Below are 17722 nucleotides of genomic sequence, written 5' to 3' on the forward strand. Positions count from 1 at the left end.
GCGCGCCATCACGCCAATGACACGCCCGGGTCGCTGTTGTCGCTGTGCCCGCCAGCCGCCCCGCTGCGCCCGGCCGCGAATTGCTTGGCGTCGATCCCGTAGCGGCGCAGCAGCTTGTGCAGGTACTTGCGGTCCATATCGGCCTCGCGGGCGGCCCGCGAGATGTTGCCCTCGGCCCGCTGGAGCAGCCAGTTCAGGTACGTCTCCTCGAACAGCTCGACCGCGCGTTCCTTCTGCTCGCGGAACGTCAGCGTCGGGTCGAACGCGACCTGCTGCTCGCGCCCGGCGCGCCCGAGGTTGCCCGTGGTGATGAGGTCGATGACGCCGTCGGGCGAGAGGTAGGCCGAGCGCTCGACGACGTTGCGGAGCTCGCGGACGTTGCCGGGCCAGTCGTAGCCGACCAGGCGAGCCATGGCCTCGGGGCCAGGCGCGCGCCACATGCCCGGCGGCAGGCGGCGCGAGAACTGGTCGATGAGCATCGGGATGTCCTCGCGACGGTCGCGCAGCGCCGGCACTTCGATGTGGACGACGGCGAGCAGGAAGTACAGATCCTCGCGGAACTCGCCCGACTTGACCTGCTCCCGCAGCCCGCGGCTCGCGGTCGCCAGCACGCGGATGTCGACCTCGAGCTCCTCGGTCACCCCGTGGCGCCGCACCTTCCCGTTCTCGAGGGCGCGGGTGAGCTTCGGCTGGAGGTCGGCGGGCAGCTCGCCGATGTCGTCGAACACCAGCGTGCCGCCGTGGGCGAGCTCGAACGCGCCGCGTCGGTCCTCGTGGCCGAACAGCTCGACCTCCAGCTGTGCCGCGGCCGTGCCACCGCAGTCGACGACCACGAAGGGGCCATCGCGCCGCGGGGAGATATCGTGGATAGCCCGAGCCAGCAGAGCCTTGCCGGTGCCGGTCTCGCCGTCGAGGAGAATGGTCGCCTCGGCGCCTGCGACGCGTTCGAGGACGCCGAAGATCTTGCGCATCGCAAGGCTGCGTCCGCAGACCGGACCGAAGCTGTCGGCCTCGCTAGGGAGAAGCTCGACACGCGAGTCACGCGGCATGAATCGGACCTGGACCTTGCCGAGTCCGAGGACATCGCCCGGTCGCAGGAACCCGTCGCTGACCCGCACACCACCGATGAACATGCCGTTCGTCGACTGTTGATCCAGGACGCGATAGCTGTCGCCCTGTCGCCGGATCTCGGCGTGGATCCGGCTCACCGACTCGTCGGGGAGGACCACGTCGCACTGGCGTGACTTGCCGAGCTGGACGACATCCTGGGTGACATCAATCTCACGGCCGCGGAGCTCGCCGTTCAGGACGACCAGCCGAAAACCGGAGTGCCGCATGGGCTCGGCATCGTCCTGGACCACCGTCGAATCCACCGCTGCTTCGATCTCGTGCGCCATGTCCTCCACGCTACCAGGGGCCTCCTCCTGCGGGAAGCACACAACGGCCGGTACAGAGCGTTTGGCGAAGATTGACAGCGTTGAGGTCGCTCGGCCGCAGACAAAAAAAATCGGGGTGCCTCGGCCCCGAAGCACCCCGAACCTCGCGCGAAAAACTCCTCAGACGTAGAAGTCGACGATGGCCACCCCGCGCTCCGAGGGCTCGGGCAGCGGAGCCCGCTCGTCGAGCTCGTCCGCGGGCACGCGCGGCAGTTCGAGCTCGATCTGCAGCGTCGGAGTCCGCTTGCCCGGGATCTTCTTGCTCGGGACCTGCTTCTGCTTCTCGAGGGCTGGTCGCATGAACACCTGCCTTTTTCGCCAGAATTCGGGACGCGCTACCGGGCGGTCTGTCTCAAAGCTCACGAGATCGGCGCTTGCACCGCCACCCTGCGGGGAGTACCTATCCTCCCCACGAGTGACGTGGTTCGCTCGACTCGCAGCTCCGACCCTGATGTGCCCACCATCCGGTTCGGAGCGCCTGAATTCTTGGTTGGCCACCTTACGTTTGAGACTAACGCGGCCACGGTTGTTGGCAAGAATTGTCTTCGCGCCGTTTGGCGCCGGGACAGTGTGCGCGAGGCGTACACCGGCGCCCGGCATACGACGGGCGAATTGAGCCCAGGCGGCGCGCACGACCTTGCCGGTCCGCGCCTCCGGCGACAAACTCAGAAGTCGACCACGACCCAGCGAGAGCCTTCTCGCTCGAGTCGGGCGACCTCGGCGTTTCCCAGGTCGAGCACGGCCTCGTGGGCGTCCGCGACGATGGGATCGCCCAGCCGGGCCGCGAGGCGATCGCGGGCCGTCTGCAAGGCGTCGGCATGCTCGCCCTCGGTCCAGGCGGCGCGGAGATCGTCCTCCGACAGACCGAGGCGGTAGCGCTCGGGGGCGAGGCCGAGGAGCACGTCCCAGCGGCGCTGGAGGCTCGCCCGCACCAGGCTCCGCAACGCCGCGCGCGGCGTCGACTGGTCGTACACGAGAGTGGGATCCTCGCCGAACACCCAGCCGCGTGGCGTCCAGCGGACGTCGATCGGCGAGTCGGCCGCGAGGAAGACGACCGCACGCGGGCGGATCTCCGCCGGCTTCTTCAGCGTCCTGGCCCAGCGCTGGCGCGTCGCCTTGTCGCCGAGGATCGCCGCATAGTCGACGCGAGCGCGCGCGCCGACGAGCACGTGACTCGACAGCGCCTTCGCATCGCCGCGACGAACCGCACCGGCGGCGGTCTCGCTGGCGCGCGCGAGGCCGCGGACGTCTCGCTGTGCGCAGGACGCGAGCAGCAGCGCCATGCACACCGCGTGGATCTTCACGCAGCGCCTCCGGCGTCGCTGCGCTTGGCCTCGATGATCGCGGTGAACACGCCCGAGCTCTTCACTTGCTCGCCGACGCGGGTCTCGCCGGAGAATTTGCCGATCCGGCCCAGTCGTTGCGCCTTGACCTCGATCGTCAGCACGTCGCCGGGCACCACGGGCGCGCGGAACTTGGCCTCCTGGATGCCCATGAAGAAGCAGTTGTGCAGCGCCGGGTCGAACACGCCGGACAGGTTGGCGAGCAGCACCGCGGCCTGCGCCATCGCCTCGACCTGAACCACGCCCGGGAGGATCGGGAAGCCGGGGAAGTGACCTTGCAGGATCGGGTCGCCGACCGACACCAGCTTCTGCGCGACGATCGACTCGTTCGGCGTCGCCGCGAGCACGCGGTCGATGAACAGGAAGGGGTACCGGTGCGGGAGGATCTTCTGGATCTGGACGGCGTCGAGGAGCATCGGTCGGCGCGTAGCTTATCAGACTGCCCGGCTCCGGGCCGGGGCGAGCGCGACGCCGGTCGGACACGCGAACGTCCCAGAGCCGCGCAGGGTGGTGCGCGAGTCCGGGACGTGCGAGCGGCCGGGGCGGCCGGGCCTAGGACGGGTACTTGGCGTTGTAGCGCTTGACGAGCTCGGTCGTGATGTCGAGGCCGGGCTCGACGAACAGCACGGTCGAGTCGTCGCGGATCAGCACCAGGTCGACGTTCTTCTCGGCGGCCAGCTTGTCGATGAGCGTCTGGCAGTTCTTGTAGATGTCCTCGAGGACACGCGACTCCTGCTGCGAGAGCTCCTGCTGCATGGTCATGTAGATCTGCTGCATCTCCATGTACTCCTTCTGCAGCGCCTCCTCCGCGGCGGCGAGCTTGTCGCCTTGCAGGTTCTTCAGCTTGCCGGTGTCGGCCTCGAGCTTCTTGCGCTTCTGCTCGAGCTTCTCCTGCTTGGCCTTGGAGCTGTCCTCGAGCTTCTTGCGCGCGGCCTGGCCCTGCTTGGTGTCGGCGAGGACCTTTTGCATGTCGACGACGGCGACGCCGCGGACCTGCGGGATGGTGGCCTGGGCGGGCGTGACGAAGCTGGGGGCGAGGCCGGCGCCGCCCGCGAAGGCGAGCGCGACGGCGGCGGCGGAGAGCAGACGACCGAGACGACGCTGGGGGGTAGGCATGGCGGAACGATCCTTCACGTGAGTCACTTGTGCTTCTTGTCGTAGGCGACGATCACGCGATTGGTGATGTCGAGCTTGGGGTTGGCGTACAGGACCGTCGCCGGGGAACGGACCAGGACGATCTGCAGACTCTCCTCGGCTGCGATGTCTTTCACGATGGCCGCGACGTTCTTGTAGATCTTCTCGGTCAGCTGCGCCTCTTTCGTCGCCACGTCCTCCTGGAGCTGGGCGTACAGCTGCTGCAGCTCCTGGTCCTTGACGACGAGCTCTTGCTGGCGCTTGGCGATCTCTGCGTCGGAGAGCAGCGTCCGCTTCGCCATCAGGTCCTCGTACTTCTTCTTGAGGTCCTCGGTCTTCTTGTCGAGCTGCGACTGGCCCTTCGCGAACGTCGACTCGAGGTCCTTCTTGCCCTTGGTGCCCTGCGTGGTCTCCAGCAGGCAGCGCTGCAGGTCGACGAGGGCGACCTGCTTGAGGGCGTTGACGGTGGCAGCCGGCGCGGCGGCGACCGTGGAGGCGCCGAGAACGCCGGCTGTCATGGCCGCTACGAGGAGGAGGACACGCGAGGTAGAGGGCATAATGGGCGGGACCTTAGCCGGGGCCGCGCAGGGGGGCAACCGGGCTGGCCTCGGACGCGCGGCCTCACAGGCGCATTCATACGGTCTGCGGACCTAGCCGGGCGGCCGAGGTGTGGTCTAGCTCACCCCTTTCGCCGCTGTAAGCGCCGAAAACGGGCCCGGCGGCGGCTTTCAGAAGCTGTTGCCGACGTTGAACTCGAACACCACCGGCTCGTCGCCGTAATAGAACTCGGTCGGAGGCAGACGGTCGAGCGGGAAGCCCCACTCGAACCGCAGCGGACCGATCGGCGACTGCCAGCGGAAGCCGAAGCCGATCGAGCGGCGCAGCGACTTGAGGAAGCCGGGCGCGCCGGGGCGCAGCAGCGTGCACGGGTCGCTCTTCGGCTGCTCGACCGGGTTCGCCTCGACGCAGTACAGCGGCTCGGTGTTGTAGGCGTTGCCGATGTCCATGAAGACCACGCCCTTGATGTTGGCGGGCGGGACCATCATGAACTCGAGCTCGAGGTTGAGCGCGGTGAGCAGGTTGCCGCCGATCGTGTACGGGATCAGCGTGGCCGTCGGGTCGGAGCTGCCGAGCACCTTGATCGCCGGGCCGAGGCTGCGCAGGCGGTAGCCGCGGATACCGCCGTCGCCGAAGATACCGCCGGGGAAGTAGCGCTCGAACACCGGCACGCCCTTGTCCTGCGGGCTGTGGATGAAGCCGACCTGCAGGCGGGTCTTGAACACCAGCCAGGCGCGGAACGCCTGCTTGCTGCGGATGATCGGGAAGTAGAAGCGGAAGTTCGCGTCGTAGCGGTTGAAGCGGTTCTGCGAGCCCCAGTACTTGTTGGCGAATTCGGCGCGGATCTCGTGCCGCATGCCCTCGGTCGGGAACAGGTAGTTGTCGGTCGTGTCGTAGCGGAGGCTGGCCGTGATCGCCGAGGTGATGCCGTTGTTGAACAGGTTCGAGATCAGCGCCGAGCCGCTGTAGAGCGTCGAGTAGGCGCCGCCGCCGAACAGGCCGGCGCCGCCGATGCCGCCGACGCCGCCGAACGAGCCGAAGTTGCCGAAGCCGACCTTGATGTACTCGAACGAGTAGCCGGCGAAGAGGATCAGGTTGGGCACGCGCGGGATCGGGTAACCCCACGACAGGCGCACGCCGGTGCTCTCGCGCGAGAACCCGGGGAACACGTTGCGCGAGTTGAAGATGTTGAACGAGAAGTTCCAGCGCGAGTCGAGGAAGTAGCGCGTGATGTAGGCCAGGTTGAACAGGCGCCGCAGGCTCGACATCTGGGCCACGAGGGTCACCGTGGTGCCGCGGCCGAGGAAGTTGTCGTACTGGATCTGCGCCTGCAGCACGAAGTTCTCGATCGTGCTGAAGCCGGCGCCGACCTGGAACGTGCCGGTCAGGCGCTCGGTCACCTCGACGTTGAGGACGATCTTGTCCTCGGCGCTGCCCTTGCTGGTCGAGATCGTGACCTGGTTGAAGTAGCCGAGCCGCATCGCGTTGAACTCGGACTGCTCCTTGGCGCTCTCGGAGTAGAGGTCGCCCTCGCGCAGCGCCATCTCGCGGCGGATGACCTTGTCGGCGGTCTTGTCGTTGCCGCTGATGTTGATGCGCTCGATGTAGACGAGCGGGCCCTTGCCGACCTCGAGCGTCATGTAGAGCTTGAGGTTCTCGCGGTCCTGGCGGCCGTCGGGGATGACGTTGACGTAGGCGTGGCCGGCGTCCTTGTAGCGGCGCTCGATGTCCTGGATGATCGTCTGGATCTTCCCCATCGAGGCGACGTCGCCCTCCTTGATGACGGGGGTGATCGAGTCGGCCAGGATGTTCTCGTTGTAGAGCGCCTTCTCGCCGCGCCCGAGGACCTCCTTCGCGCGGATCTTGCCGACGCGGTACTGCGGCCCCTCGTCGACCGGGACGGTGACGTAGACGAACCGACGGTCGGGGCTGAGGCTCAGCTCCGGGTCCTTGACGTTGGCGTCGAGGTAGCCGTTGTCGGTGTAGAACTGCTTCAACATCTGGAAGTCGCCGGCGAACGCCTCCTTGTTGAAGACGCCGCCGGCCTTCTTCGTGACGACGCTGAGGTAGCCGCCGACGCGCGTGATCATGTGCTTGCGCAGCTCGTCGTCGGTGAACGCTTGGTTGCCGATGAAGGTGATCTTGCGGACGATCGTCTCGGCCGCCTCGCTGATCACGATCTGGATGTCGACCTTGCCGATCTCGTCCTCGACCGGGCGCAGGCCGTAGGTGACCTCGGCCAGGAAGAAGCCCTTCTCGACGTAGAGCTGCTTGACCTTCTCGACGTTGGCCCGCACCGCGCCGACGTCGAGGATGGCGTTGAGCTTGAGGTCGAGCTGCTCGTTGATGTCGTCGAGCTTGATCTTGCTGTTGCCCTCGACGACGATCTTCCGGATCGTCGGCCGCTCCTTGACGATGTAGGTCAGGACGACGCCCGAGGGGGTCAGCTCGCCCTCGATGCGGATGTCGTCGAACTTGCCGAGGCCCCACAGCCGCTTGATGTCGGTCGCCAGGTTGCGCGGGTTGACGACCGCGTCGATGTGGCTCTCGAGCTCGAGCATCATCGCCTCGCTCTCGACGCGACGGTTGCCCTCGAAGCGGATGTCGACGATCGGCTGACCGTACAGCTCCTGCGGCACGCCGGCGGCGGCGGAGCGGAAGAACATGTCCATGCCGATCTCGGCCATGCTCGGGCGGGCGCCGGCGACCTGTCCGAACAGACAGACCAGCGCGCAGGCCAGCGACGCCAGGGCGCGCACCAGCGGCGAGACGTCGCGGCGGGCGAGGGGCACGGGGAGGACGACTCCGCGGGCGGAGCTGTGAGGACGACGCTCCGTCACTGGACCTTCGCGGCGCTCCGCTCGTCGCCGGCGCGGCCCGGGCCGCGCTGATCGTCGACGAGACGTCCGTCTTCCATGCGGATCCGGCGCGGGACCTTCCACGCCAGCTCCATGTTGTGGGTGACGATCAGCAGCGTCATCTTCCGCTCCTCGTTGAGGCGGAAGAGCAGGTCGTGCACCTCTTCGCTGGTCCGCGTGTCGAGGTTGCCTGTCGGCTCGTCGGCCAGCAGCAGGGCCGGCTGCATCACCAGCGCGCGGGCGATGGCGACGCGCTGCTGCTCGCCGCCCGACAGCTCGCCCGGCCGGTGATTGAGGCGGTGGGACAGGCCGACGGCCGCGAGCATCTCCCCTGCCCGCTCGCGCGCCTCCTTGACCGCCACCCGCCCGATCAGCGCCGGCATCATCGCGTTCTCCAGCGCGGTGAACTCGGCCAGCAGGTGGTGGAACTGGAACACGAAGCCGATCGTCTGGTTGCGGAACGCCGCCAGCTCGGGCGGCGACAGCCGCGTGATGTCGGTCGACCCGAAGAAGATGCTCCCCCGCGTCGGCAGGTCGAGCGTGCCGAGGCAGTGCAACAGCGTCGACTTGCCCGCACCCGAGGCGCCGATGATCGTGACCATCTCGCCCGGCTCGAGCGTGAGGTCGACGCCACGCAGCACCTGCAGCACCTGGGCGCCGTGCGTGAATTCCTTGACCATGTTGACGACGCGCACGAGCGCCGTCCCGCCGGACGACACAGGTCCAGAACCCGTGCTCCCGCCCGTTTCAGGCCGTACAGCTCGATCAGCGCTCGCACTCATGGGGGCCGTTGCCGGCGCAACCCTAGACGCGCTGAAATCCCCTGTCAATGCGGCTTGCGGGTCACTCGCCGCGCCGCAGGCCGTCGACAGGACGCAGCGCCGCCGCGGCACGCGCGGGGAGCACGCTGGCCAGGCCCACGAGCACGAGCGCGGCGGCAGCGACGACCACGACCTCCCACGGATCGACGCGCAGCGGCAGCGCTTCGAGGGTGAACGCACTGCTGCGCAGGGGGATGCCGTGCTCGCCGAACCACACGCACAGGGCCAGACCCGCGGCGATCCCACCGACACAACCGACGCCGCCGACGATTATTCCCTCGAGCGCGAAGATCCCGGCGATCAGGCGATCACGGGCCCCCATGGCCTTCAGGATGGCGATCTCGGCCGACCGCTCCATGACGCTCATCATGTTGGTGGCGAGGATCCCGAACGCAGCGACGAGGATCACGAACAGCAGCGCGACGAACATAGCGACCTTCTCGAGGAACATCGCCGAGAACAGACCGCGGTGGATCTGGCGCCAGTCCTCGACCACGAGCTCCGGGCCGGCCACGGCGACGACGGCGGCCTTGGCGGCGGCGAGCGCCTCGGGATCGCCGAGGCGGACGGCGATCGAAGTGACCGCGCCCGGCGCCCGCAAGAACGCCTGGGCGTCGGTCAGCGGGACGTAGGCGAAGTCGCGATCGTCGTCGTAGACGCCGGTGGCGTAGACGCCGGCGACCCGGGCCTGCAGGACGCCGGGCACGAGCCCCGCGGGGGTCATGCGGCCTTCCGGGGTAATGAGCTGCACCGGGTCGCCGGCGCTGACGCTGAGCTCGGCCGCCAGCTCGATGCCCAGCAGCACCGGCACCGTCCGCGGCTCGTCCGCCGTCGGACTCTCGAGCTCGGCCGCCGGACTCTCGGGCTCGGCCGCCTCCGCGGGCCCTTCGGCCGGCGGCTCGTCCTCGACGATCACGGGCGGCCGGGCGGCGGGGATCTTGCCCTCGGCGCGCAGCCGCGGGATCTCCTGCTCCGGATCCTCCCAGCCGCCGCCGTCGTCCTCGTCGTCGGCGACCGGCGGCGGCGGCACCACCGGGGCGCGCGCGGGCGGGATGCTCCCCTCGGCGCGCAACCGCGGGATCTCCTGCTCCGGATCCTCCCAGCCGCCGTCGTCCTCGCCGTCGTCGCCGGGCGGCGAATCGACATGGTCTTCCGGACCTGTCTCTTCGGCCCTGCCCGTGGAGACATTTGCTTCGCCGGGCTCGGGCTCGGGCTCGATCGCGTCGGGCAGCGTGGGGAACGGGCGCTGCGGCAGCAGCGACGGGTCGAGGAAGGCGGTGTAGTCGCCCTCGACGACCTCGCCGGGCAGGCCCGAGGCGCGCGCGTGCAGGACGGGGTCGACGCCGACGAGGTTGACGCCGGCGCGGCCGAAGCCGCTGCGGATCATGATCGGGCCGGCGAGCTCGGGGCTGACGCCGACGACCTCGGGCACCGCCTCCACGCGAGCCACCAGCGGCTCGGGGGTCACGATCTCGGAGCCCGGCGGCGGCGAGATCCGCAGGTGCGCGCGGTGGCCGAGCAGGCGCCGCTGCAGGTCGCCCTCGAGGCCGCCGAGCAGGCTCAGGACCAACACCAGCGCGGCGCAGCCCTGGGCCACCGAGTAGCCGGTGATCGCCACGAGGAGCGTGAAGCCGCGGATCGTCGCGGCGAAGCTGAGCACGAGCAGGCCGATGAACAGGCCGAAGCTGCCGAGCACGTAAGCGAGCGTCGGCAGCGGCATCTCGTCGTCGATGACGGAGGCCGGCTGGCCGCGCGACCACAGCACCGCGGCCGCGCCGGCGATCACGAGGACGAGCGCGCAGGCGCCGAGCGGGCGAGCCCAGCGCGCCGGCCGGCGCGCCCGCAGGTGCCGCCAGGCGACCCGCAGCGACAGGCTCATCGCTCCGCCTGCCGGAGGGCATCGACCGGACGCATGCGCGAGGCGATCCGCGCCGGGTAGAGGCTCGACAGCCAGACGATGACGAGCGACGACACGCCGACCAGGACGACCTCGAACGCGTCGATGAAGACGGGCAGCTGCTCGAAGCTCTGCAGCGTGCCGCCGAGCGGCAGGCCGAAGCGGTCGAGGAGGCCGCACAGACCGATGCCGGTGGCGATGCCGAGGATCCCGCCGAGGATGCCGAGGCACAGGCCCTCGGAGATGAAGATCCGCTGGATGAGCGCGTCGGTGCAGCCCATCGTCTTGAGGATCGCGATCTCCTTCGACTTCTCGAGCACGCTCATGAGGTTGGAGCCGAGGATCCCGAACGAGGCGACCAGGATCACGCACAGCAGCGCGACGAACACGGCGATCTTCTCGAGCGCCATCGCCGAGAACAGGCTGCGGTTCAGCTCCTGCCAGTCCTGGACGATGAGGTCGCTGCGCCCTGCGGCGTCGACCGCGTCCTGGACCGCCTGCTTGCGCACGTCGAGCTGCTCGATGTCGTCGACCTTGATCTCGAGGCCGGTGACGCGGTCGCCGGCGCGCAGGAACGCCTGGGCCACCGGCAGCGAGGCGTACACGAGCCAGCGGTCGTAGTCGTAGTGGTCGGCGTCGAACACCCCGGCGACGCGCACGGCCATGACGCCGGGGATCCGGCCGGCGGGGGTCATGCGCCCGATCGGGGTGATCAGCTGGACCTGGTCGCCGGTGCGGGCCGCCAGCTCCTTGGCCTTCTCGCTGCCGATCAAGAGGCCGTCGACCAGCGCGCCGCTCGAGCCCGGCTCCTCGGCGTCGACGTCGACCGCGGGCTCGGGCGGCGGCGGCGGCGTCTCCTCGCTCGACGTCGCCGCCGGCGGCAGCTTGCCGGACGCGCGCAGCTTGCCGATCTCGACCTCCGGGTCCTCCCAGCCCTCGTCCTCGTCACCGCCGGCGGCGACGCCGAACGGGCTGCGCGGGATCGTCGGGATCGCCGCGGCCGGCGAGGTCGGGACGGTGATCGGCTTGTCCTCGGCCGCCGGCTTGGCGGCAGGGATCACGCCCTTCTTGCGCAGCGCGGGGATCTCGACCTCGGGATCCTCCCAGCCGCCGTCCGGGTCGTCGTCGACGGCCTGGCTCGGGGTGTCCTCGGGGACATGGTCTTCAGAACCTGTCGGAAAAGGCAGGCCCGTGGCGCCGCCGCCCTTGTCGTCGGGGGCCGCGTCCGGCTCGTCGCTCTTCGGCGGCTCGACCGGCGTGATGTCGAAGCCGAACTCCGACTCGGGGATCCGCTCGGGGTGCGAGAGGAACTCGTAGTCGCCCTCGCGCATGATCTCGGGCAGGTTCGACACGCCGCGGTGCAGCTCGGGGTCGATGCCGAGGAGGATCCCGCCCTGGCGCTGGAAGCCGCTGCGGACCATCACCTCGCCCTGCAGGTAGGGGCTGGCGCCGAGGATCCCGGGCTTGTCGGCGATCGCGTGGGCGAGGTCGCGGTAGTCGGCGAACGGGCGCCCGTCGGCCGCGCTGACGCGGATGTGCGCGCGCTGGCCGAGGATCTTGTCGCGCAGCTCGAGCTCGAGGCCGGTCATCAGGCTGAGCACGACGACCAGCGCCATGCAGCCGAGCATGACGCTGACGGTGATGACGGTGGCCAGCAGCGTGAACACCAGCGACAGCACGGCGCCGAGCAAGAGGCCCGCGCCGAGCAGCAGGGTGATCGCGCCGAGGACCCCGAAGTACGCCTGCGCCGGCGGCGGCAGGTGCAGCGTCGGGTCGAAGCCGAGGCCGACGAGGCTCGAGTCGAGCGCGACGCGCTCGGGCAGGCCGGGGTCGACCGGGGCGAAGCCGTAGAGGGCGTACAGCACGAAGCCGCCGCCGACGATCAGGAGATAGACGGCGAGGCCGACGGCCGGCCAGGCCCAGCTCGGCGGGCGATCGCCGGCCCGCAGGTGCCGCCACGCGATCTGCCAGTGGAGGCTCGGGGGAGCCTCCGCTCTCGGCGGCGCGGCGGGGCGGGCGGCGTTGCGACTCACGACGGCGCTTCCGTGGACGACTGCGACTGTTGCAGGAGGTAAGCCTCGATGAACTCGTCGAGGTCGCCGTCGAGGACGGAGTGCACGGCCGAGCTCTTGAGCTCGGTGCGGTGGTCGTTGACCTGCTGGTACGGCTGCAGCACGTACGAGCGGATCTGGCTGCCCCACTCGATCTTCTTGCGCTCGCCCTGCAGGCTCTCGCGCTCGGCCTCGCGGCGCTGCTGCTCGAGGTCCCACAGCTTGGCCTTCAGCATGCGCATCGCCGTGGCCTTGTTCTTGTGCTGCGAGCGCTCGACCTGGCAGGCGACGACGATGCCGCTCGGCAAGTGGCGCAGGCGCACCGCCGAGTCGGTCTTGTTGACGTGCTGACCGCCGGCGCCGCTCGAGCGGAACGTGTCGACCTCGAGGTCGGCCTCGTTGATCTCGATGTCGAAGTCCTCGTCGCCGAGGTCGGGCAGCGCCATGACGCTGGCGAAGCTGGTCTGACGGCGCGCGTTGGCGTCGAACGGCGAGATCCGGACCAGCCGGTGCACGCCGATCTCCGAGCGCAGGTAGCCGTAGGCGAACTCGCCGGTGATGGCCAGTTCGGCGCTGCGGATGCCGGCCTGCTCGGCGTCCTGGACGTCGAGCACCTCGACCTTGAAGCCGTGGCGCTCGGCCCAGCGCATGTACATGCGCATCAGCATCTGCGCCCAGTCCTGGCTGTCGACCCCGCCGGCGCCGGCGTTGATGCTGAGCAGCACGCCCTTCTCGTCGTGCTGCCCCGACAGCATGCGGCGGAACTCCATCTTGCCGACGCGCGCGTCGAGCGACTCGAGCGCCGACCAGGCGTCGCGGATGGTGGCGTCGTCGCCCTCCTCGCGCCCGAGCTCGTACAGCGTCTGCGCGTCGTCGTAGCGGGTCTTGGCCTCGTCGAGGTCGGCGACGACCTTCTTCAGCGTCGACTGCTCGCGCAGCACGTCCTGCGCGCGATCGGCGTTGGCCCAGAACGCCGGGTCGGCGGTCTGCGCGTCGAGCTCCTCCAACTTCTCACGCTTGCCGTCGTAGTCAAAGATGCCTCCGCAGCTCGTTCAGGCGGTGCGCCAGGCGGGCGAGCTGCTCGGTGACCTTGTTGTGCTCGGGGAGGATGCTCGTTGCGTCGTTCATGATGCGGCACCAGTGCTCAGGCTTCGATCAGGCGGAGCTGACGGCGCCCGGGCGGAGGGATGAAACGGAGGGGGTAGCGGCCGGTGAAGCACGCGTCGCAGTAAGTTGTACCAGAATCGCCGCGCACCGCCTTCATCAGGCCCTCGGCCGTGAGGTACGCCAGCGAGTCGGCCGTGAGGTAGCGGGCGATCTCGTCGGGCGTGTGGCTCGCGGCGATCAGCTCGGAGCGCGTCGGGGTGTCGATCCCGTAGTAGCAAGGGCTGATGACCGGCGGCGACGAGATCCGCAGGTGCACCTCGCTCGCGCCGGCGGCCCGGATCATCTTCACGATCTTGCGCGAGGTGGTGCCGCGCACCAGCGAGTCGTCGACCACCACCACCCGCTTGCCGCGCAAGACCTGCGGCACGGGGTTCAGCTTGAGCTTGACGCCGAAGTGGCGGATCGAGTCCTTGGGCTCGATGAAGGTGCGGCCGACGTAGTGGTTGCGGATGAGCCCCATCTCGAACGGGATCTTGCTGGCCTTGGCGAACCCGAGCGCCGCGACCACGCCGCTGTCGGGCACGGGCACGACCACGTCGGCCTCGACCGGGGCCTCGCGCGCCAGATGCTCGCCCATGGCGATGCGCGCCTCGTAGACCGCGAGGTCGTCGAGCACGCTGTCGGGGCGGGCGAAATAGACGTGCTCGAACACGCAGAAGCGGCGGTTGTCGCGGCGCAGCTGGACGCTGCGCAGGCCGCTGTGATCGATGACGAGGATCTCGCCGGGGGCGATGTCGCGGACCTTGTCGGCCTCGATCAGATCGAAAGCGCAGGTCTCGGACGCGACGACGTAGCACTCGGGGTGGTTGCGCAGGCGGCCGAGCACCAGCGGGCGGAAGCCGTGCGGGTCGCGGACGGCCAGCAGCTTGTCCTCGGTGACGAGCACGAGGCTGTAGGCGCCCTGGACCCGGCCGAGCGCGTCGCACAGGCGCTCGACGAAGGTCGCCTCGCGGCTGCGCGCGAGCAGCTGCAAGATGACCTCGGTGTCGCTCTGGCTCGAGAAGATGGCGCCGTCCTGCTCGAGCTCCTCGCGCAGCTGCTCGGCGTTGACGAGGTTGCCGTTGTGGGCCAAGGCGACCGAACCGTGGCGGTACTCGGCGGTGAGCGGCTGGATGTTCTTCGGCAGCGAGCCGCCCGAGGTGGTGTAGCGGACGTGCCCGACGGCGATGCGCCCGGGCAGCTGGGCGAAGGCGCCGTTGACGAACACGTCGGCGACGTGCCCCATCTTGCGCACCGCGTGCAGCGTGCCCTCCTGGCTGGTGACGATGCCCGCCGACTCCTGCCCGCGGTGTTGCAGCGCGTGCAGGCCCAGATAGGTGAGGTTCGCAGCCTCGGAGTGATTGAAGATGCCGAACACGCCGCACATGGCGCGCGAAGCGTAGCAGCACGCAACCAGCGAGGCCGGGCGCCGGCGCCGCCGAAGCCGTGAGCCGACGCGCGGACAGCTGCTCGCTAACCGGCGACCGCGCGCGTGACCAACATCTGCAGCAACGTCAGGCCGATCGCCGCCCACAGCGCCGTGCGCCAGCCGACGAAGCGGACGCCGTCGACCAGGTTCTCGGTGATGACGAGCAAGATCGTGTTGACGAAGGCCTGGACCAAAAAGGCGCCCAGCGGGCCGCTTATCAGGATCGGGAAGAAGAACACCAGCGACAGCAGGAAGAACAGCACCTTGCCGAGCACGGCGCTGAGGAGCCCGCAGATCACGGCGGCTTTGAAGGCGCTCCACAGGTCACGCACCATCATCCCCGGCAGGAGCGCCGAGCAGACGATCAGGCCGAAGGTGAACGCGAGGCAGGAAGCGACGAGCGACGTCATCGCCGCCAGCGTGAACCGCCCGCCTCCGGTTTGCAAGGCTCGCCGCTTCAGCGCGACGACAGGCCGAGGTTCCGCCGCAGGCGCGCGACCGGCGGTTCGACGTCCGGCTCGAAGGTCCGCCCGGTGATGAGCTCGTGGACCTCGATGTAGCGCCGCGCCGCCTCCGCGCGGATCTCGTCGGGCAACACCGGCGGCGGGCCCTCGCCGCGGAAGCCCTGCGAGACCAGCCAGCGCCGCAGGTACTCCTTGTCGAGGCTGCGCGGATCCTCGCCGCGGGCCATCGCCTGCGGGTAGCTGTCGGCGTACCAGTAGCGCGAGCTGTCGGGGGTGTGGATCTCGTCGATGAGCACGATCTCGCCGTCGGGTCGGACGCCGAGCTCGTACTTGGTGTCGACGAGGATGAGCCCGCGCTCGGCGGCGATCTTCTGCCCGGCGGCGAACAGCGCCAGGCAGCGGCGCTCGAGCACGTCGTAGCGCTCGCGGTCGATGAGGCCGCGCTCGACCAGCCAGTCGCGGCTGACGCTGATGTCGTGCTGACCCTTGGGCGCCTTGGTCGAGGGCGTCAGCAGGCTCTCCGGCAGCTTGTCGTGGCGGCGCAGGCCGTCGGGCAAGGCGTGGCCGCAGAAGGTCCGCTCGCCGCGCTCGTAGGCGCGGGCGATGCTGGTGTCGCTGACGCCGGTGAGGTAACCGCGGACCACGAACTCGACCGGGATCGGCGTGCACTCGACCGCCCGCATGGCCTGAGGGTCAGGTACGCCGAGCATGTGATTGGGGAAGATCGCGGCGGTGGCGTCGAACCAGAAGCGCGCGAGGCCGTTGAGCACCTGGCCCTTGAACGGGATGGTGCCGAGCACGACGTCGAAGGCGCTGACGCGGTCGGTGACGAGGATCAGGCGCTCGCCGCCGCGCGTGAAGTTCTCGCGGACCTTGCCGCTGTAGCGCGCGCCGAGGACGTCGAACTCGTCCGGCAGCGCGTCGAGGGTGCCGCCCGGCGCCAGCGCGCGCCGCATCTCGGGGGACGTGGAGTCGGTGACCGCCATGCGGCGCGGACCATACCCGGACCACGCCGCGCGGGGGGCGCGCTCAGGTGAACGCCCACGCCAGGACCACGGCGAGCAGCAGCGCGGCGATCACCAGCCAGAAGCCGCTGTCGGTCCGCTTCGGCGCGGGAAGCTCCGGCGGCTTGGGCACCGGCGGACCCGACTCGGCGGCCGGCGACGGCGGCGACACGAGCGGCGCGACCGGGGGCTCGGGCGCCGCAGCTGCCGGCGCCTCCACCTTCTTCTCTTCACGCTCGCGCACGTCGGAGCGGCTCGCCGCCGGGACGCTCTCGCTGACGCTGGGCTCGACGATGATGTCGGGCCGCGACGGCGAGCCGCGACGGACGATGCTGTCCTCGGTGAGGACGTGCACGCGGCGCAGCCCGCTGTTGGAGCGCCCCGACGGGTCCTGCGGGTTGGCGAAGCCGCCGGCGCTGACGGCCGCGAACGTGCCGGACGGGATCGAGCTCGAGCGCAGCGCCGCCACGCTGTTGGGCCGGATCGAGCCCTCGCCGAACAGCAAGTCCTCGAGGCCCATGACCGGCTGCTCGACCGGCGCCGAGGCGGTGACCTTCGGCGGCTCTCTGACCGAAACGCCAGGTGCCGAAGGACCTGTTGGAACGGACAGGGTCTCGAGGACAGGCGGTACCGCGACCGGCGGCGGCGCCGACGGCAGCGGCGCCGAGTGCGACACCGGCGGCTTGGTGTTGGGCCGCGGCGGCGGAGGCGGCGGCGTCGGCGGGGTGAGATCGATGATCGGCTCGGGCGCGGCCTCGGCGGTGCCGGCGAGCGCGAGCGACTCGAGTCGACGCACCAGCTCGGCGCCGTCCTGCGGACGTGCCGACGGATCGGCGGACAGGCTGGCGCCGATCAGCGCCCACAGTCCGGCCTGCAACCCCGGCGGCTCGGCGGCGCGGAGAGCCGCGGCGCCGCGCAGGCCGGTGGCGAACTCCATGAGCGCGACGCCCCACGCGTAGGTGTCGGACAGCGGCGTGAAGTCGCCGCCGGCCAGCACCTCGGGCGCGAGCAACGACCGGTCGACGGTGCTCCACCGCCGCTCGAGCTCGGCGCGGGCGCACAGCGGAGCGAACCCGTGCTGGAACGCCGCCGGGCCGCGCGGGCCGACGAACACCGCCTCGCCCGCGAGCATGCCGTGGACGCGGCCGCGGGCGTGCAAGGTCGCGAGGGCCCGCGCGAGCTGACGCGCGAGCCGTTGCAGCTCGTTGGCGAGGTCCGACGAGCGCGGGCCGTCGTCCATGTCGCGCAGCGCGAACGCCCCCTGCAGCGGGTCGTAACAGACGACCACGCGCTCGCCGTCTTGACCGACGAACACCTGGGGCACGAGCGAGGAGTCCTGCAGCTCGCCGAGCTCGCCGAGCTCGCGCACGAAGGCGGCGCGCGCCTCGGGCGTGGGCAACAGCGCGGCGTCGAGGACACAGGCGCGAGCCGGCTCGCCGCTCTGGGTGTCGAGGACCGCGAGCGTGGGGCCGAAGAGCTGCACGCCGGTGTTGGCGGGCTCCTCGCGCATCAGCTCGAAGCGCCCGCACAACATGGTGTGGGCCTCGTCCGAGTTCGAAGTGCCCGGGCTCAACTCCATGA

The 17722-nt window shown here is 70.0% G+C and carries 15 protein-coding genes; all 15 read right to left on the reverse strand.

Annotated elements, in window-relative coordinates:
* Positions 1–8 precede the first annotated feature (8 nt).
* On the reverse strand, positions 9–1397 hold the full coding sequence (locus tag K7C98_RS34630) for a sigma 54-interacting transcriptional regulator (RefSeq protein ID WP_224196124.1): 1389 nt from the start codon (positions 1395–1397) through the stop codon (positions 9–11).
* A 159-nt stretch (positions 1398–1556) separates the two neighbouring features.
* Positions 1557–1736, reverse strand: a complete 180-nt coding sequence (locus K7C98_RS34635; protein WP_224196125.1) for a hypothetical protein — start codon at positions 1734–1736, stop codon at positions 1557–1559.
* A gap of 365 nt (positions 1737–2101) precedes the next feature.
* Positions 2102–2740, reverse strand: coding sequence for a hypothetical protein (locus K7C98_RS34640; RefSeq protein ID WP_224196126.1), 639 nt, complete (start codon positions 2738–2740; stop codon positions 2102–2104).
* Positions 2737–3195: a 3-hydroxyacyl-ACP dehydratase FabZ gene (gene fabZ, locus K7C98_RS34645; protein WP_224196127.1), complete on the reverse strand. Its 459-nt coding sequence runs from the start codon at positions 3193–3195 to the stop codon at positions 2737–2739. Before fabZ ends, K7C98_RS34640 begins: the two co-directional genes overlap by 4 nt.
* 136 nt (positions 3196–3331) lie before the next feature.
* The gene (locus tag K7C98_RS34650; protein ID WP_224196128.1) at positions 3332–3895 is read right to left on the reverse strand and encodes an OmpH family outer membrane protein; all 564 of its coding nucleotides are present in this window, start codon (positions 3893–3895) and stop codon (positions 3332–3334) included.
* Positions 3896–3918: 23 nt separating this feature from the next.
* Positions 3919–4431, reverse strand: a complete 513-nt coding sequence (locus tag K7C98_RS34655) for an OmpH family outer membrane protein (protein WP_224196129.1) — start codon at positions 4429–4431, stop codon at positions 3919–3921.
* A gap of 210 nt (positions 4432–4641) precedes the next feature.
* Positions 4642–7263, reverse strand: coding sequence for an outer membrane protein assembly factor BamA (gene bamA / locus K7C98_RS34660; RefSeq protein WP_224196130.1), 2622 nt, complete (start codon positions 7261–7263; stop codon positions 4642–4644).
* Positions 7264–7307: 44 nt separating this feature from the next.
* The gene (locus K7C98_RS34665; protein WP_224196210.1) at positions 7308–8009 is read right to left on the reverse strand and encodes an ABC transporter ATP-binding protein; all 702 of its coding nucleotides are present in this window, start codon (positions 8007–8009) and stop codon (positions 7308–7310) included.
* A 163-nt stretch (positions 8010–8172) separates the two neighbouring features.
* A complete protein-coding gene (locus tag K7C98_RS34670) occupies positions 8173–10029 on the reverse strand; it encodes an ABC transporter permease (protein ID WP_224196131.1) in 1857 nt (618 codons plus the stop codon).
* Positions 10026–12080: an FtsX-like permease family protein gene (locus tag K7C98_RS45190; RefSeq protein WP_224196132.1), complete on the reverse strand. Its 2055-nt coding sequence runs from the start codon at positions 12078–12080 to the stop codon at positions 10026–10028. The genes K7C98_RS34670 and K7C98_RS45190 overlap by 4 nt, the downstream gene beginning before the upstream one ends.
* A protein-coding gene (prfB, locus tag K7C98_RS34680; protein WP_224196133.1) for a peptide chain release factor 2 occupies positions 12077–13226 on the reverse strand; the annotation gives its coding sequence in 2 pieces (ribosomal slippage) (positions 12077–13138 and positions 13140–13226; 1149 coding nt in all). The genes K7C98_RS45190 and prfB overlap by 4 nt, the downstream gene beginning before the upstream one ends.
* Before the next feature lie 16 nt (positions 13227–13242).
* Positions 13243–14631: an amidophosphoribosyltransferase gene (gene purF, locus K7C98_RS34685; RefSeq protein WP_224196134.1), complete on the reverse strand. Its 1389-nt coding sequence runs from the start codon at positions 14629–14631 to the stop codon at positions 13243–13245.
* A gap of 86 nt (positions 14632–14717) precedes the next feature.
* Positions 14718–15119 (reverse strand): phage holin family protein, encoded by a 402-nt coding sequence (locus K7C98_RS34690; RefSeq protein ID WP_224196135.1) that lies wholly within the window; start codon positions 15117–15119, stop codon positions 14718–14720.
* 11 nt (positions 15120–15130) lie between these two features.
* Positions 15131–16123, reverse strand: a complete 993-nt coding sequence (locus K7C98_RS34695; protein ID WP_224196136.1) for a phosphoribosylaminoimidazolesuccinocarboxamide synthase — start codon at positions 16121–16123, stop codon at positions 15131–15133.
* Positions 16124–16166: 43 nt separating this feature from the next.
* Complete coding sequence (locus K7C98_RS34700; RefSeq protein ID WP_224196137.1) at positions 16167–17720, reverse strand: protein kinase; 1554 nt, start codon at positions 17718–17720, stop codon at positions 16167–16169.
* Positions 17721–17722 lie beyond the last annotated feature (2 nt).

It is taken from the genome of Nannocystis pusilla, from assembly GCF_020073745.1.
Lineage (GTDB): Bacteria > Myxococcota_A > Polyangia > Nannocystales > Nannocystaceae > Nannocystis > Nannocystis radixulma.